The organism is Agrococcus jejuensis, from assembly GCF_007679035.1.
Taxonomy (GTDB): Bacteria; Actinomycetota; Actinomycetes; order Actinomycetales; family Microbacteriaceae; genus Agrococcus; species Agrococcus jejuensis_A.
Map to the genome: position 1 here is coordinate 425133 of NZ_VEFR01000002.1, position 15994 is coordinate 441126.

Consider the following 15994-nt stretch of genomic DNA (forward strand, 5'->3'; position numbering starts at 1 on the left):
CGCTGCTGCGCGCGCGGTCGAACGATCGGTGCCGGGTCTTCGACGGGTGTCGAAGCCACGGGGACGGGGCTCACCGCTCTTCGAGGTGCGTCCTTCCAGGCTCGCTGCGCTCGCACCTCAGGAACCGCGCAGAGTCGCCCTGACGCATTCGCTTCCCCGTCGCGCAGCGCTTGCCCACCGCTCCTCGAGGTGCGAGCGAAGCGAGCCTCGAAAGGAGCCGACCTCGGTCAGCTTCGCGGCATCCGCAGCGTGAGCCCCTTGTGCACGATCGTCAGCGAGATGCCGACGATCTCGCCCACGCTGTCGCCGTCGAGCTGCAGCAGCTGCGGCTCGTCGAACCGCGCCTCGAAACGGTGGCCCTGCGTGTAGCGCAGGGCGTTGAGGTCGGGGGTTTTGCGCAGCACCCAGCGGCCGGGGCGGGTCGCCTGGAACATGCCGTTCGTCGTGAAGCGCGAGGCGATCTGCATCCATCCCCATGCGCCCTTGGGCTTGAAGACGACGACGTCGAGCAGTCCGTCGTCGACGACGGCGTCGGGCAGCAGCAGCAGGTTGGCGGTGAGGGTGCCGACGTTGCCGACGATGATCGTGTGCGCCGTGAGGGCGCGCGAGCGGCCGCGGTCGATGCGGTAGCGGAGGCCGAACTGCGCGTTGCCGAGGATGGAGCGGGCGATGGGGTCGACGTAGGCGCCCCAGCCGATCCGGCTCTTGAGGGCGGGATCGGTCTCGGCCGCCATCTTCGCGTCGAGGCCGATGCCGGCCATCACGAGGAACGCCTTGCGCGTGATCGTGTCGTCGGCGGCGCGCATGGCGGCGAAGGCGATGTCGACCTGCCGGTCGGTGCCGGTGAAGGCGCTCGCCACCGCCCTCGGCAGGTCGGTGAGCGGCAGCCGCAGGTTGCGCGCGAGCAGGTTGCCGGTGCCGGCGGGCAGCAGCGCGAGCGGGATGCCGGTCTCGTGGATCGCCTCGGCGACAGCCCGCACGGTGCCGTCGCCGCCGGCGACGAGGATGACGTCGGGGTGCTGGGCTGCGGCGTCTCGGGCGGCGTGCGCGCCCGCGTCGTGCTCGCCGGTCTCGAACCAGAGGGAGGGCGCCCAGCCGTGCTGCTGTTCGGCTTGCTCCACCGCTTGCCGCAGCTTCGCGACGGGCACCTTCACCGGGTTGTGCACGATCGCGGCGACGCGACCCTCGGGGGTCGGTTCGGTCGCGTCGTCTGCCACAGTGCTGACGCTAGAGCGTGGGATGCGGTGCCGCGTCTGATTCGCGCATGTGGGGGCGATGTGCTGTGGCGCGTGGCTAGGCTCCCGCCATGCAGGATGCGTCGGAGATCGATGTCGCGTTCGACGTGCGCACCGATGCCGGCGATGGCGACCCCGACACCACGAGTCCCACGCTGCGGCGCTATCACCAGCTGCTCTGGAGCAAGCCGCTCCCCGATGGCACGCTCTTCACGCTCGACACGTCGAGCCGTCGTCGGTACCTCCACCACTCCTCGGCGCGTGGAGACTTCTTCCTGGCGAGCGACACGTGCGTGCCGACGTATCGCTCCTGGCTCCGGATGGCACCGATCATCGAGCGGATTTCCGGCGACGATCTCAATGAGTTCCAGCGCTTGAACCACACCATCGGCGGGATGATGGTGTTCCCAGGCGAACGTCGCTCAGGCGTCCAGACGCTGAATGGCGCACGAGGGTGGTCACCGGCCATCGGCGACCGTCTCGACCTCACCCTCGAGTGCGTTCGCCTCGCCTACCGCGGCCAGCCGAACCCGCTCGGCCGCGTCCTCGAGGCGTACTGGGACTTCTTCGCGCTCTTCGAGACCTTCGAGCAGTACGTCGACTTCTTCCTGCTGCAGGACCTCGTCGACGACGGGGGCAGGGTGGTGTTCATGCGCGACTTCCGCAGCTTCGACGAGAATCCGTTGCCGGCTGACGTCGACGACTACCTGGCGTATCGCGTGCGCGCGATGGCGTTCTTGGCGGCGCGGAACACGCGAATCGAAGGCTGGGCCAACCAGACCTCTCCATCCAGCCGCGGCTGACGATCAGCTCGGATCGATCTCGTCCTCGAGCGGACGAACGCCGAGATGCCGCATGCGCTCGGCGTGGTAGCCGGGCTTGTGGTGCCGCCTTCCGTGGCGGTTGCCCGCTCGAACGCATCCCGGGTACTGCGCCACGAGCCCGTCCCACGACTTCGGCGCTGTTCGCGCTTCGACGGCAGGCATGTCCTCGGCTCGTGAGTCCGACTTGATGGTGTTGCACGCGACGTGGAGGGTCGTCAGGTTGTCGTCGTCGCCTGCGCCGCCTCCGCTATGCGCCTCGACGTGATCGGCCTCAGGCGCGACGGCCCAGTAGGCCGGGTGGACCGTGCCCTTCTTGTAGTGCGCGTAGTACGGGAACTCCTCGGGGAAGACATCGCTGATGGCGACCAGGAGGCTCCGCGGAATCACGCGACCACCGCAGTACGTGCATCGCATGCCGTCGCGAACGAAGATCCGCGCCTTCGATGCCGCTGAGACGTCCCGGGCTCCTGCGGCGGCACCACCGACGCCGGGCTTGCCTGCCAGGGCGAACCGACCCTCCCAGCGCTCACCGGCGATCGGTTGCAAGGCGAGTCGGGCGGCATCGATGTCGTCGCGGGCGAGGGCCTCCGCGACCAAGGAGAGCGCGTTCGCGTATCGATCCACGGCGTCGTCGGGGAGTTCGGTGACGGCACTCATGGCGACACGGTAGCCTTCACCGCCGACAACTCGCCGACCGCCGACACCGTCGAGGAGCCGCACGCTCGCATCGCTCGCGGTCACGTGTCTTGCGGTGCTGGTGCGCGGCGGTACCGCACGGGAGTCGACGTGTACGACGGCGCCGCCTCCTGCCGCGAGCTTCGACACTTCGATCGGCTGCAGGACCTCTCGGATCCGATCCTCGAGCGAGCCTCCGGCGGTGCGCTCGTACTTGTCGCTCACGTATCGGTGCCAGCGCGACGGGTGCCGCGGTTCACCGGCGAGCATCCACACGCGTTCGTGGCGTGAGGTCGCCAACGTGTCGCGCACCCACGCGATCTGCGCGCGAAGGTGGATGCGAGCCGGACCGGTGAGCGGGCTCGTGCCCCACGCTAGGAGCACGTCATCGCTCTCCTCGAGCAGCGAGACGATCGCGGGACGGGCCTCGAGCCAGCCGGCTTCGCTGGCTCCGACCTCGGTGATGCCCTTGCTGCACCTCGTCGGGGTGCTGAGCATGTTCGCCACGCCGACCTCGGCAGCACCGACGACCCCGGCCGCCAGTCGCACGCGCCCAATGGTGAGCGTCCCTGGACCCGTCGGCGGGTTCAGCAGCAGCGCGCCGAGTCGGCGACCGTTGCTCTGGTCAGCGTCTCGCTGATGCTCGCGCTGCGCATCCGGACCGGCCATCGCGTCCATCCTGCCGGACGCTGCATCCGACCTCAGCGGTGCATCACCGCGCCCGCCAGGAACCGCTCCAACTCTTCCACCGCATCCAACGGCAGCACCTGCGCCACGTACATGTCCGGCCGCACCAGCACCATCGCCCCATCCCGCGACACCTCGCGCGCATCGAAGATGTCCGCGTCCATGTCCGTGCCGACCGCCATCTTCGGCGCCGCCGGCTGGCAGTCGCGTGGGGCGATCGCGGCATAGACCTTCTCGTAGTCGACGAGGCCGAGCGAGCCGGTGCGCGGCAGGAAGATCGGCGGCACGGCGCCGAGGTCGACGTCCTGCCACGCATCCTGCAGCACGACCTTCACGTCGAAGACCGAGTCGACGTCGGCGTCCTCGGGCGTGAATCGCGAGATCACCGAAGGGACATCGGCGGCGAACCGAGCGAGCGCATCCCCCGACGCATCCGCGAACGCATACAGCCGCCACCGGCCATCCGCGCGGTGGTGGTGCCCGAGCTGCACGAAGTTCGCGTCCGCCACCCGCGCGACGGGATAGGACTTGAAGCGCTTGCCGATCGGGAAGCCGGCGGCGAGCGCCTGGTGCTCGGTCGTGCCGGTGATCATCGAGGGCTCGTACTGGGTGCGGAAGCCGTAGAGGAACTCGGCCTGGTCGACGTAGAAGCGGGTCATCTCGTCGGGGTCGGCGAGCTCGGCGGACTTCTTCGCCATGAGGCTCGACCACTGCTTGTCGTAGTCGATGAGGTTCTGCGCCACCACCTGCCGCTCGGCGGAGTAGGTGGCGAGCAGCGACTCGGGGCTCTGCCCGGTGAGCACGGCGCCGAGCTTCCAACCGAGGTTGAAGCCGTCTTGCATCGACACGTTCATGCCCTGCCCGGCCTTCGCCGAGTGCGTGTGGCACGCGTCGCCGGCGATGAAGACGCGCGGCTCGAGCTCGCGACCGTCGGCATCCACCCCGTCGTCGAAGCGGTCGCAGAGGCGGTGCCCGACCTCGTAGACCGAGTACCAGGCGACGTCCTGCACCTCGAGTGTGTACGGCGAGAGGATGGCGTTCGCGCGCGCGATCGTCTCGTGGATGTCGGTCGTGCGCACCTTGCCGGCGTCGTCGCTCGCGACCTCGCCGAGGTCCACGTAGAAGCGCGCCAGGTGCCCGCCCTCGCGTGGGATGAGCAGGATGCTGCCCGCCGCCGACTGGATGGCGCACTTCATGCGCACGTCGGGGAAGTCGGAGACGGTGAGCACGTCCATGACGCCCCACGCGTGGAACGCCTGGTCGCCCTGCAGCTGTCGACCCATCGAGCGCCGCACGCCGCTGCGGGCGCCGTCGCAGCCGACGACGTACTTGGCGCGGATCTGGCGCGTGTGGCGCTCCTCCACCGAGCTGGTCGAGGAGGCCCCGAGCGCCAGCGAGGAGCCGTCACGAGACCCCCTTCCTTGCTGGTCCGCCGACCCCTCATCCGCCGTCGCCTCATTCACCGCAAGCCGCGCCGCTTCAGCACCGAGCCCGGTCGCGGCCGCGAGCGCCGCATCCTCCGCCTCGCGCGTTGCCCCGGAGTCGCGGATGGTGACGAGCACGGGATTCGTCGGGTGATCATCCCGCTCCTGCGACACGAACTCGATGCCGTAGTCGGGCTCGATGCGCGCGGGCCCGTGCAGGGCGGCCTCGGCGAAGTAGTCGAGCACGCGCGCCTGGTTGACGATGAGGTGCTCGAACTCGCTGATGCCGTTGGGGTCGTCGTCGGTGCGCTTGGTGCGGTGGATCTTCGCGGGGTCGTCGTCGCGCGGCCCCCAGAAGCTCGTGGAGGTGATGCGGTATGCCTCCTGCGTGATGCGCTCCGCGAAGCCGAACGCCTGGAACGTCTCGACGCTGCGCGCCTGGATGCCGTCGGCCTGCCCCACCTTCAGCCGTCCCGCGCGCCGCTCGATGATGCGCGTCGTGACGGACGGGTACTGCGAGAGCTGGGCGGCGAGGAGCATGCCGGCGGGGCCGGAACCGACGATGAGGACGTCGACTTCGTCGGGGATGTCGCTCGAGCGGTCGCCCTGCGCGGGCTGGATGCGGGGGTCGCCGGAGACGTACCCGTCGTGATGGAACTGCATCGGTCCTCCGTCGACTGCGTTGTCGTGACACCGGTTCGCTGCTCTTTATATGAACACCGCGTTCGGCTTACGAGCAATCGTATCTCGCGCGATCCCAGCGAACAAGGCTCGGCCTCGAGGCCCCGTCAATCGGTCAGCGCGTGGGACGCGGCTCGGCGGAAGAGCTCGCGCATCTCAAACGTGCGAGGCGTCTCACCCTGCTCCACCGCACGGCGGATCGCTTCGGCGTGCGACGCGGTGAACGCGTCGAGACTTCGATACTCGGAGAGCCTCCGCATCCGAACGCGGTCCGAACTCGATCCGCGCAATGCGCCCGCCCGATCCATCGCGTGGAACCACGCTTCCATGTCCCGTGGGTCGTCGAGATCGACAGCAGCGCGTGCCGGAGGGATCGCAGGCCTGCGATGCGTCAGGCAAAGGTCGCCCGCAAGCCGCGGCGCGAGCATCACCTTGCACGCGCGCGGATCTCCCGCCCACGCCATGACGCAACCGAAGGCGCCGCTGACGATGTCCGCGATCCGGCCATCGGTGAGCACTGCGCGACGGTGCACCGTGCGATGAGGTCTCGATCGGTCTGTCATGAGGTCGCTCCTTCAGCGGGCGATCTCATCGACCGCCGAGGTGCCGCGCACGGAAGCGAGCGGCCGGCCGGCTCTTCTCCTGGGACACCCCGCTCGGGGAGGAGGGTTCCCGCGCAGCCGGCCAGGTACCGAAGGCTGCGACTCGTGACCCTTCTCCGAGGCTACGTGCCACGTCCGACAAAGGAGTTGGTCGGGAGGCTCAGGATGCACGTGGGCACCGCCCGCTACCCTGCGGTGGACACCGTGTCGCGCGGTCGCATGCTCAGGAGGAGCTCGTGGATTCGTATCAGTTCGTCCCTGTCGGCGAGTCCGGCTTCCGTTGCACGGTCGTGTCGAGCGAGAAGGGCCACAGCCGGCACATCGAGCTCTCCGTCGCCGATGTGCTCGCTGATGCCGAGCCGACGCTCACCGGCGACGGGGAGTTCATCGCGAACGACGCACTGCGCGAGAACCTCCTGAACTACGGCGTCAACGAGTACGGAGCTCGCCATACGGAGGACGACGAGCAGCGCAAGGCGTTCTCGAAGGCTGCCGAGCGGAACGCGAAGGTCGCACTTCAGCTCGCCGAGTTCATGCACTTCGGCTCGTACCAGACCCGCCAGGGCTGGTGTTCCTGCTGCTTCGTCGAGACGATCCACCGCGAGGTCGATGGGCAGTTCTCGCCCGCCGTCTTCCTCTGCTCCGGCTGCGGCGCGGCGACGACGCCGTGCTTCGCCGCCGGCTGCCGATACATGGCGCGACGGCACTACTTCTCCGTCGGCCTCGCGGCGTTCTGCGGCGAGCATCGTCACGAGATCCGCAGCTTCGAGCGCGCGAACGAGCGCTACACCGACCTCGACGCGATCGACGACATCCGCTCTTTCGACGCACCGAATCTCGCGCGTCTGACGACGACAGTGCTCGTCGCGGGCGTGGGCGTCGCCGTCGTCGCGCCGATGGTGTTCTTCGCAGCGCCGGCCGTCGGTGGAGCGTTGGGAGCGAGCGGACTCATCGGGCCGGCGTTGAGCGGCGCCGCCGCCTCGAGCCACGGCCTCGCGTTCCTCGGCGGAGGAGCCCTCGCTGCGGGAGGCATGGGGATGGCGGGCGGCACGGCCGTCGTGACGGCGTCGGGCGCCGCGCTGGGCGGGACGCTCGGAGCGGTGACTGCGACCGCCTACCTCGAGGATGACGGCTCCTTCGCGATCGAGAAGCTGAAGGATGGCGTCGGCACGCCTGTGCTCGTCGCCTCTGGATTCATGACCGAGAAGCAGACGGCGTGGCACGACTGGCAGCGCATCATCGAGCGCCGCTACCCCGGGAACCCCGTATATCGCGTGCACTGGGGAGCGAGGGAGCTCGCTGCGTTCGGGGTGCTGGTCGGACTGGCGGGCGCGAAGGTCGCGGCGAGCGCAGTGCTCAAGACGTTTGCCATGCACGCGTGGAAGCAAGGCGCGAAGATCATCCCGCCGCTCGGTGCCGCACTCGTCGCAGCAGACTTGGCGAAGAACCCTTGGACCGTCGCGAAGAGTCGCGCCGAGCAGACTGCGGCTGTGCTCGCCGACCTCCTCGCGCGCATCGACGACTCATCGTTCATCCTCGTCGGCCACAGCCTCGGAGCCCGCGTCATGCTCGCGACGGCCGAGCTGCTCGCGACGAAGTCGGGCGGGCCACGCCTCGAGGATGTGCATCTCCTCGGTGCCGCAGTCGGGGTGGGCGGTGACTGGAAGCGGTTGAACGACTCGGTGTCGGGAACGGTCTTCAACTACCACTCGGCGAAGGACCAGGTGCTGGCGAAGATCTACCCGACGGCCGAGCTCGGCAAGAAGGCCGTGGGCAAGGTCGGCTTCGGTACCTCGTTCCCGAAGATCGTGGACGTCGACGTGAGCAACGAGGTCGCGACGCACTTCATGTACCACGACCGAGTTGAGCTGCTCGGCTCCGGCGGGTGAGGACGGGCTCGTCACCGACGGTCGGTGACGAGCCCCTCCAGCATCGCCTGCGTCTCCGCGTCGGTCGAGTAGATCGACACTCCGCGCATGCCGCGTGTGAGCAGGACCTTGTAGGTGTTCAGCACAGCGCGAGCGAACTGCTCCGGCTCGGCCTTCTTCACCTGCGAGTCGTGGCTGAACTCGGCGCGAGCGACCCAGCGGTCCTCACGCCAGACGAGGTCGTCGGCGATGATGACGCCGGCGTAGTCGTACTCGAACCCCTGCGCCGTGTAGACGCAGCCAATCTGATCGAAGCCTGCCGGGTCGCTCGCCCAGAAGGGCGTGCCGGGGGCGTCGCCGACCTTCGTGTCCTTCTTGTTGTTCCAGGGCCTCTGCCAATCGCCGATCACGACGTCGTTGGGCAACGAACCGTCCTTCGCGTTGCTCCACCGCCACGCGTATCCCGCGGCGATGCGTGCGTTGTAGCCGTCGGCCAGCCGCTCACGCAGCGCGTCCTCGATCGCGCTCGGGCGGGAGTGCACGGACACGTCGAACCGATCGTCGCCCTCCCACGTCGTCGGCCCACCGGGTTCGAGTCCGAGCAGGCGAAGGACCCAGCGCTCGTAGGCGCGGCTGCCGCCGAGCCGGAACTGACCGTCGAGATCGATGTGGCGAACCCTGAGATGCTTGCGGTCCGCTGCGGCCCGGATGTCGGCGAGCGTGCCGATCTCGCCGGGACGCACCACCTGGTGCTCGTCGAGCAAGAAGACCGGCACGCGCGCGGCGTCGATCAACTCATCGACCTGCGGGCGGTCCGAGCGCAGCGCAGCACTCGTGTAGCGGTTCGCCGAGGTCTTGCGGATGCGGTGGGCCTCGTCGCAGATGAGCACGTCGATGCCGTTGGGCTCGGCTGCCATGTACGAATTGAAGTACTTGAAGAGCTCTTGCACGCGCTTGTTCTGCTTGCCTGCGACTTTGCGGAGCGTCTTCGTGAACGCGCTCGAGCCGGTCGCATGCATCGCGGTGCGTCCCTGGCGGGCGAGCTCTCCGAGCAGCGACAGTGCGACGACGCTCTTGCCGGAGCCGGGGCCGCCTGTGACGACGATGACTTCCTTGGCGTTGGCGCGCATCGCCTGCTCGACGGCCCGCATCACGAGCGAGTACGCCACCTGCTGCTCGTCGAGCAGCACGAACTGCTCGCGTTGCTGCACCTCAGCGGCAGCCACCTTCAGCAAGTGCTTGCTCGGGCGAACCGCGGAGCCGAGCAACTGATCGGCCGCGACGCCGCCGTCGGCAGCGAGAGAGGACCGCAGGTGCTGCAGCCACTCGCCTCGTCGCTGACCGGTGAACATGCGACCTTCCGCCGCTTGCGGATGCGCCCAGAGATCGCCGAGATCGAGGTCGGTGGCGTTGTGGAGGTAGGCGATGCCGGCGACCTGCGTCGCGTCGTCATCGAGCGAGGCGACGAAGTCCTGAAGGTAGCGGGTGTATCCGTCGACCTGGGCGACAGGATGCAACCGCTCGCCGCCGTCTACCACGACGACGTCGTCGGTGCCGTCGAACATCTTCGCTGACGACCACTGCTTCAGCTCGACGACGAGGTACGAGAGCTCGCCCGTGCTCGGATGCGCGCCGCACAGCACGACGTCGGCGCGCTTGCTCGTTAGGGGCAGCTGGTACTCGACCAGCACCTCGAGGTCGGCGAGGCCAGCGTCGACGAGGTCGCTCGAGAGCACGTCGAGGCTGCGCCTCCAGGACCGCTGCTCGGCCAGGCTCGGCCGCTGCTGGAGCTGGAATCGGAACCGCTCGGAGAGCACGTCAACGATCTCACCGGACTCGGCGAGAGCACGCAACGACGAGACGGACCCGCGGAAGAGCGGCACGACGACACCCCTGGAAGCACGATGACTCCCCGCACGGGTGGAGGCTTGTCAGCGAGACGCGCCTGTCGGGCCGGACGGACTTTGGTTCGAGGCTACCCGCGACGGCGCGACGCTGATTCGCGACCCGACGACTTGCTGGCCGCGCGCCCGGATGTCGATGATGCAGTCGCCGAACGTCACGCTCACTGCCGGCACGAATCGAGCTACGCCCTGCGCTGACGCCGTGAAGCTCGCGCGCACGACTCCGTCAGGTCAGGGTGAGCCGAGCCGACGTCGGAAAGGGCGGCCCGAGCAGATCTCACGCCGGCTCCACAGCCCTCTACTGGCCGATGTGGTCGCACGCCATCGCGTAGTACATGCGCGTCGCTGCGTCGTCGGTCACGTGGAAGTGCGACGTGCCTCGCGAGTGGAAGACGAGGTCGGCCCGCTGTCCGTCGAAGGGCGCGGAACCAGACAGACTCGTCATGACGCCGTCCCGAACCGTCGCCTCGGCGCTGAAGCCGTTGCCGGCCGCGTCGGTCAGGGTCTCGTACTTGCCGGACTCGTTGACATAGACCCCGGTGCATGCGTAAGTGCCATCGTTGAGGGGCGCGAACGGCGCTTGATTGAGGTACCACCACCCGCCACCGACTCCCACGACTGCGAGTACCGCGTACGGTTTCCAGGTCTTCCAGACCGACACTTCCGACATGATTGCCCCTTCTCTGTCACCAGCGGCGTTGGAACGAACTCACCAGCAGTTGACCTGCGTCAGTTGGAAGTCGCCGGTGAGGCCCGAGAAGTTCTCGAGCATGACGACCCCAGTCTCGCCCGGCCGCAGTGAGCCGAGCGTCGCGTTGGTGAACCCCACGACCGTCGAGCCGCTCACGATGTTCGCTTCGACGTAGACCATCGAGCTGCACGTGGCGTCGAAGGAGACGAGCACGAACGCCGCGCAATCCCAGTAGCCGCAGGTGAAGTCGGTGGTTGGAGCCCACTGCAGGTAGAGGCCCGGCGGTCCGGCAGGCGTGAGGCCCAGGTCCGCCGCGACCGACTCCTCGAGTGCCTGCGCCTCCGCGGCGTCCTCCGCGGCTGCCGCCGCTGAGGCGGCGGCCTGCTCCTGCGCGACGCGGTCGGCATGGTCGTCGCGAGCGATCTCGAGCCGGTCCTCCGCGTCGGCGAAGGCGACGTGCGTCGAGGCGAGGTGAAGGTGCGAGAGGTATGCGAACGCACCTGCCCCACCAGCCGCGACGACGACGACGACCGCGAGCACCACGAATGCCTTGACGGACATCCCGCGCCGGCGCGTCATCGGAGGTTCTCGATTCGCGCCTCGAGGTCTGCAATCTCCTCGCCGAGCGCGGCAGCCTGCGACGTCCAGTCGAATCCGAGCCAGAGCAAGCCGGCGGCCAAGGCGACTCCGACGATGCCGGTGGCGACTACCACGCCGACCGGTATCCGGCGGTGCGTGGCGACCTCGACGTCGTCAGCATCGGTACCGAGAGCGTCGGACCGGGCTCCCTCGACTGCCGCGGCGCTCGCGTCGGTCGGCGGCGTCAGTGCCGCGGTCGCGATTGCGGTGAGCACGGCGGCGGCTTCGGCGTCGAGGGCAGCGTCGGCCTCAGGCGACGGCGACCACCCTGCTGGCCGCTCAGGGCGACTGCCCGTGCGGATGAGCGCGCCGATCTCATCGGGCGTGAGCCGGTCGGGCCACGTCGATTCCGGCATCCGACACCTCCTGAAGTTGAGAGATCATCGCATACGCCCACAACACGAATGCTGCGAGTACCGACGGCGACGGCCGTCGGGCGATCTTCGAGTGAGAGCGGGGTACGCTGAGCGAAATTCAGTGTCGCAACTCGCGACGGCGAGAGATGGGGTGACGCATGGCGCTCGAGGTGGTGGGTGGTGGCTCCAGCGCCGTCGCCTCATCATCGCACGCTGCGTGCGCCCGCTTCCGGGGCACCGATCCGCTGATCACCGGCCTGACTCGCCGCAACCTCGCGAAGACGGTGGGCTTCGAGGACTCGTCGGGCGCGATCCCGAGCGCGCGATGGATGCGAGCGATGACCTTCGAGCGGCTCGTGCGCAACGAGGCGTTCGCGAGCCAGGTCGCGACGAGGACGGTCGGCGCGCTCGAGCTCGAGCGGCCGGCGGCGATCGCGACCGTCGACGCGCACTCCAACGTCGACACCACCGCCGCCGCATTGCGGGACGCGCACGAACGCGCCCTGCAGGACGGCACGGCGACCCTGATCTTCCAGATGGCTGTGCCGTTCGTCGGCTTCGAGCACACTCGCGCCACCGACGTGAAGCCGGACTTCGCGGTCGTCGCGCGGGCGTCGGCCGACTCGACCTGGCTCGTCATGGGCGACGCGAAGGACTACGAGCGCGTCCGGTCACGCATCGATGACGCCCGCCTGATGAAGGGGTTCCTGCAGGTCGCCGTCGGCGCCGCGTCGGCGCGAGCGTGGTCTCAGCTGCCCGACGGTCAGCAGGTGCACACCTTCGGGGTGCTCGCGGTGCCGCGCAACGCCTTCCTGCAGCCCGAGCCGATCGTCGAGAACCTCGCCGACTACGACAACGAGGTCACGCTCCGAATCAGCGAGCGCCGGCGTGAGGCCGCTGAGTCCGGCTACACGCCTGAGCAGTCGGTCGTCGATCACGTGCGCCACCTCGAGGCGACCTACGACCCCGCCGCGTGCACGACGTGCACGCTCTTCTCCTACTGCCGCGACGAGCTTCGACGGTCGTCGGTGCCGAACGACCTGCTCATCGAGCTCGGTGTTCCGAGGTCCGTGCGCCCCCAGGCCCTCGGTCTCGTCGATGGTTCCATACCGGTCGGCGCCATCCCTGCCTCGATCGCCGCGAACATCACGGCGACGCTGACCGGCCACGCGCAGTCGACTGGTCAGCGGCGCGTCGACCAGGCAGGCCAGCCGGGCACGGTCAACCTCGTGCTCGCCAAGTCCGATGGCGCGGCGCTGGGCGTGCACGGGATCGGCATCCAGCGAGTCACACGCAATGGCCGCGAGAACTGGGAGTACAGCACCTTCGACGACCCGCACGGCGCCGAGACCCGACGCAGCATCATGCGTCTGCTCGGTGGCGCCCTGACGAAGGCGATGCGCGAGCTTCGTTCGCTGCCAGAGCACGAGCCGCAGTCCGTGCACCTCGTGGTGCCAGATGCCGCTACCGCCGACCTGCTGGTCTCGATCGCCGACAATCTCGCAGGCATCGAGCTGAGTCGGCTGCGCTGGCAGCGCGACCTTGATCAGCGTCGACCCGCGCTCACCTACGATGGCGAGCCCGCGACGCTCCCGCGCGCGATCAACGAGACGGAGCGCACCGCCATCGCGCTGCTGCTCGAGGACGACCGCGCGCGAGGCTTCTCGCTGCGGACGCCGATGATCGACCTGCGCACGGTGCTCGCCCGGCACCTCGCCGTCGGCGGTCCGGCGACGAACGCCGGCCGACTCGACTATCTGGCCGGCTGGTCCGAGTCGCTCGCTGGCCCTCCACTTGCGCACCGCGACTTCGCCGACACCATCGAGGCCTCCGTGCACACGCCTGGCGCGCGCCTCACGAACGGGATGTCGGACGACATCCATGAGGCCCTCGTGGGCCGGCGCGGCAAGGCGCCCGAATCGGGCGCTGCCGACCCGGAGGGCTATGCGGCACTCGTGACGTCGGAGCTCGAGTACAAGGCGCTCACGATGGAGACGGCCCTCGACGTGCTCGATGGCTTCCAGTCGTCGGCGCTGCGCATCGCGTACCGCGCGATCGAGGCGGATGCTCAGGCGGTCTGGCGGCGGCGTCTCTCGCTGCGCGCATCCGACCTCGTGCGCTTCGGGCGTACGTATCGCACCTGGCGCAACGACCTGGTGCCGATGCTCGAGAGCGACGCGACGTGTACGACGCAGATGCTCATTGTGTCGAACCCGCAGGCAGCCGCCGACCTCGCCGGCGACCCCGGCACCCGCCAGGTGGCGTTCGCCGATGTGGTGTCGACCGTGCCGCTCGTGCTCGACGTGCAGTCGCGGCGGATCGCAGCAGGCACACGCGTGGTCATGATCGCGCATGGCGATGCCGCGTCTGTCGAGGCGGCGAGCGTCTCGCTCGACCTGTCGCTCGCCACCGCTGTCAAGATCAGCGGACTCTCGATCGGTCCGCTCGCGACGATCGACGCCGAGACCCCGCAGCGCGTGGCGTGGACGCCCGCGACCCCGCCCCAGCTCGAGGTCGGCGACCGCATCGTCATCGCCGACTTCGCGTGGTTCTCCCCGAACAAGGGCAATCAGCACCTGCCGATCTCAAAGCCGAAGGCAGACGACCGGTCTGCGCCGAAGCCCGATTGCGCGGAGGGCGCCTTCGCCGATGCCCCGCATGAGCACCAGTGGTGCTGTCGACCGCACGAGTCGCGCGAGTCGGAGTTCTCAGACGAGCTCGCGAGGCGCCGCGCACGCGGCGAGCTGAACCCGCAGGTGTGGCCCCCGGTCGTCGATGCCGACGCCTTCGAGGTGACGGCGGTCGGCGCAGCGCAGGGCGACCCGTTCGCCGAGGCTCGCGTCTCGGCGCCCGCCGACCAGACGTTGGATGACCTCGAATGAACGACGACCAGCGAGGCCCGTTCACCGCACCGATCGATTCGGCGACGAGCGACACGCATCACCACGAGGCTGCGATCCTCAACGACATCGTCGCCGACGAGGCCAGCGCCGAGCTGCAGCTGATGCTCGCAGGTGGGTCGCCGATGCAGCGGATGCTGCTGAAGGCGTCGGCGGGCGCCGGCAAGTCATACGCGTTGAAGCGCCTCGTGGTCGAGGCAGCCCAGCACGCTCGGTGCCGCCGCGTCGCGATCACCGCGTTCACCAACAAGCAGGTGCGTCCGCTCGCCATCGCGCTGGGTCAGTCGCTCGGCCGCGACCGCGTCGCCCTGCTGTCAGGCAGGGACTCCTTCGCCGACGTGCCTCAGGAGGTGCATGACGCCGCAACCGTCGTGACGCAGGCGAAGCAACTGCCGCACGACGTGCAGGTGGTGATCGCGACGGTCGCGAAGCTCGGCGCCTTCGGTGAGGCGCGGCGCATCCGAGACCAACTCGGCGCCGCGTTCGACGGCACCTCGGCATTCGACGTCTTGTTCGTCGACGAGGCTTGGCAGATCGCGCACCATCTCTTCGACAAGATCGCGAAGGTCGCGCCGCGTGTCGTGGGCGTGGGCGACGTCGGGCAGCTGCCGCCGCTTGAGATCGGCGAGAATCCCTGGCGCGGCGACCCAGGATTCAACCCGTACCGCGCGTGGCCGACCGACTTCGACGGCGACGCCGAGACATGGTCGCGTGAGCTGCCGACCGTCTGGCGCCCCGCTGCCGGCCACCTCGCGCTGTGGCGGGCCTTCTACCCCGAGTGGGCGTCGCTCGACTGCGTCGCCGCACCGGGCGACCGAACGATCGACCTTGGGACGATGGAAGAGGACGCCGCCGTCGTGTGGTCGCAGGTCGGCTCGGGCGTGCCGACGTTGCTCGAGGTCGGTGGGCTGCCCGACCCCGAGGCTCCCGACGTCGACCTGCCGCTCATGCTCTTCGCAGAGCAGCTGCTCGACCAGTTCTTCGAGCACCGAGCGGGGCTCGTGTCCGCCACATACGACATGGACGTGCCTGGACGACCGACCGGCGCGTGGGAGACGACGCACGCCCACGGCGACCACGAGAACCCGCTCGTCACCATCCTCGCCACTCGCAACCAGTCTGTCGACGACGCGACCGACGTCGTCGAGCGCCTGCGCGAACGCCACGGTCTCACCGATCGCGACGTCATCGCGTCGACGGTCGACTCGTGGCAGGGGCAGACGAACGGCATCACGATCGCGATCCACCCGCTCAATGGCGCATCGCAGCTCGATGCCTTCAACTCGGCGTTCGGCCGGCTCGCCGTCGCCTGCACCCGTGCGACCCACGGCCTGCTGATGCTGGCCCGGCCTGGCCTCGACGCGCTGCTTGAGGACGCCCCGGCACGGCCGGGCACCCCGTTCGGCGAGCCCGGCACGCGGCAGCTGCCGAGGCAGACGCACCAACGCATCCTCGCGACCTTCGCTCGCGGGGCGATCGACGTGTCGGAGAACGCGTGATCACTTCAG

General features: G+C 69.0%; 12 protein-coding genes and 1 riboswitch. Of the genes, 4 read left to right on the top strand and 8 right to left on the bottom strand.

What is annotated here, in order from left to right:
• Positions 1 to 227 precede the first annotated feature (227 nt).
• Positions 228 to 1217, bottom strand: coding sequence for a diacylglycerol/lipid kinase family protein (locus FS793_RS08855; protein ID WP_260980092.1), 990 nt, complete (start codon positions 1215 to 1217; stop codon positions 228 to 230).
• Positions 1218 to 1306: 89 nt separating this feature from the next.
• Between FS793_RS08855 and FS793_RS08860 the strand changes: the two genes are divergently transcribed.
• On the top strand, positions 1307 to 2038 hold the full coding sequence (locus FS793_RS08860; protein WP_144720132.1) for a DUF6994 family protein: 732 nt from the start codon (positions 1307 to 1309) through the stop codon (positions 2036 to 2038).
• A 3-nt stretch (positions 2039 to 2041) separates the two neighbouring features.
• Here the strand turns inward: FS793_RS08860 and FS793_RS08865 are convergent, their stop codons facing one another.
• The 3 genes from FS793_RS08865 to FS793_RS08875 form a co-directional block, all read right to left on the bottom strand.
• Positions 2042 to 3403 carry an HNH endonuclease gene (locus FS793_RS08865; RefSeq protein ID WP_144720133.1) on the bottom strand — a complete coding sequence of 454 codons (1362 nt, stop codon included), beginning with the start codon at positions 3401 to 3403 and terminating at the stop codon, positions 2042 to 2044.
• Between the two features lie 32 nt (positions 3404 to 3435).
• Positions 3436 to 5508 carry an FAD-dependent monooxygenase gene (locus tag FS793_RS08870; RefSeq protein WP_260980093.1) on the bottom strand — a complete coding sequence of 691 codons (2073 nt, stop codon included), beginning with the start codon at positions 5506 to 5508 and terminating at the stop codon, positions 3436 to 3438.
• Between the two features lie 125 nt (positions 5509 to 5633).
• Positions 5634 to 6044 (bottom strand): hypothetical protein, encoded by a 411-nt coding sequence (locus FS793_RS08875; RefSeq protein WP_144720134.1) that lies wholly within the window; start codon positions 6042 to 6044, stop codon positions 5634 to 5636.
• Between the two features lie 97 nt (positions 6045 to 6141).
• A riboswitch (SAM riboswitch) is annotated at positions 6142 to 6239 on the bottom strand.
• 125 nt (positions 6240 to 6364) lie between these two features.
• On the opposite strand from FS793_RS08875, the gene FS793_RS08880 reads away from it, so the two are divergent.
• The gene (locus tag FS793_RS08880; protein ID WP_144720135.1) at positions 6365 to 8017 is read left to right on the top strand and encodes a DUF726 domain-containing protein; all 1653 of its coding nucleotides are present in this window, start codon (positions 6365 to 6367) and stop codon (positions 8015 to 8017) included.
• A gap of 11 nt (positions 8018 to 8028) precedes the next feature.
• Here FS793_RS08880 and FS793_RS08885 read toward each other — a convergent pair whose 3' ends face one another.
• From FS793_RS08885 to FS793_RS08900, 4 genes are all read right to left on the bottom strand, one after another.
• Positions 8029 to 9879: a DUF2075 domain-containing protein gene (locus FS793_RS08885; RefSeq protein ID WP_144720136.1), complete on the bottom strand. Its 1851-nt coding sequence runs from the start codon at positions 9877 to 9879 to the stop codon at positions 8029 to 8031.
• Positions 9880 to 10198: 319 nt separating this feature from the next.
• Complete coding sequence (locus FS793_RS08890; RefSeq protein ID WP_144720137.1) at positions 10199 to 10570, bottom strand: hypothetical protein; 372 nt, start codon at positions 10568 to 10570, stop codon at positions 10199 to 10201.
• 39 nt (positions 10571 to 10609) lie between these two features.
• Entirely contained in the window at positions 10610 to 11152 is a 543-nt protein-coding gene (locus FS793_RS08895; RefSeq protein ID WP_144720138.1) for a hypothetical protein, read from the bottom strand.
• A 14-nt stretch (positions 11153 to 11166) separates the two neighbouring features.
• Positions 11167 to 11586 (bottom strand): hypothetical protein, encoded by a 420-nt coding sequence (locus FS793_RS08900; RefSeq protein WP_144720139.1) that lies wholly within the window; start codon positions 11584 to 11586, stop codon positions 11167 to 11169.
• A gap of 338 nt (positions 11587 to 11924) precedes the next feature.
• Here FS793_RS08900 and FS793_RS08905 point away from each other — a divergent pair, with 338 nt between their 5' ends.
• Both FS793_RS08905 and FS793_RS08910 read left to right on the top strand, forming a co-directional pair.
• Entirely contained in the window at positions 11925 to 14468 is a 2544-nt protein-coding gene (locus FS793_RS08905; protein WP_222123722.1) for a hypothetical protein, read from the top strand.
• Positions 14465 to 15985: an AAA family ATPase gene (locus FS793_RS08910; RefSeq protein ID WP_144720141.1), complete on the top strand. Its 1521-nt coding sequence runs from the start codon at positions 14465 to 14467 to the stop codon at positions 15983 to 15985. The genes FS793_RS08905 and FS793_RS08910 overlap by 4 nt, the downstream gene beginning before the upstream one ends.
• Positions 15986 to 15994: the final 9 nt, after the last annotated feature.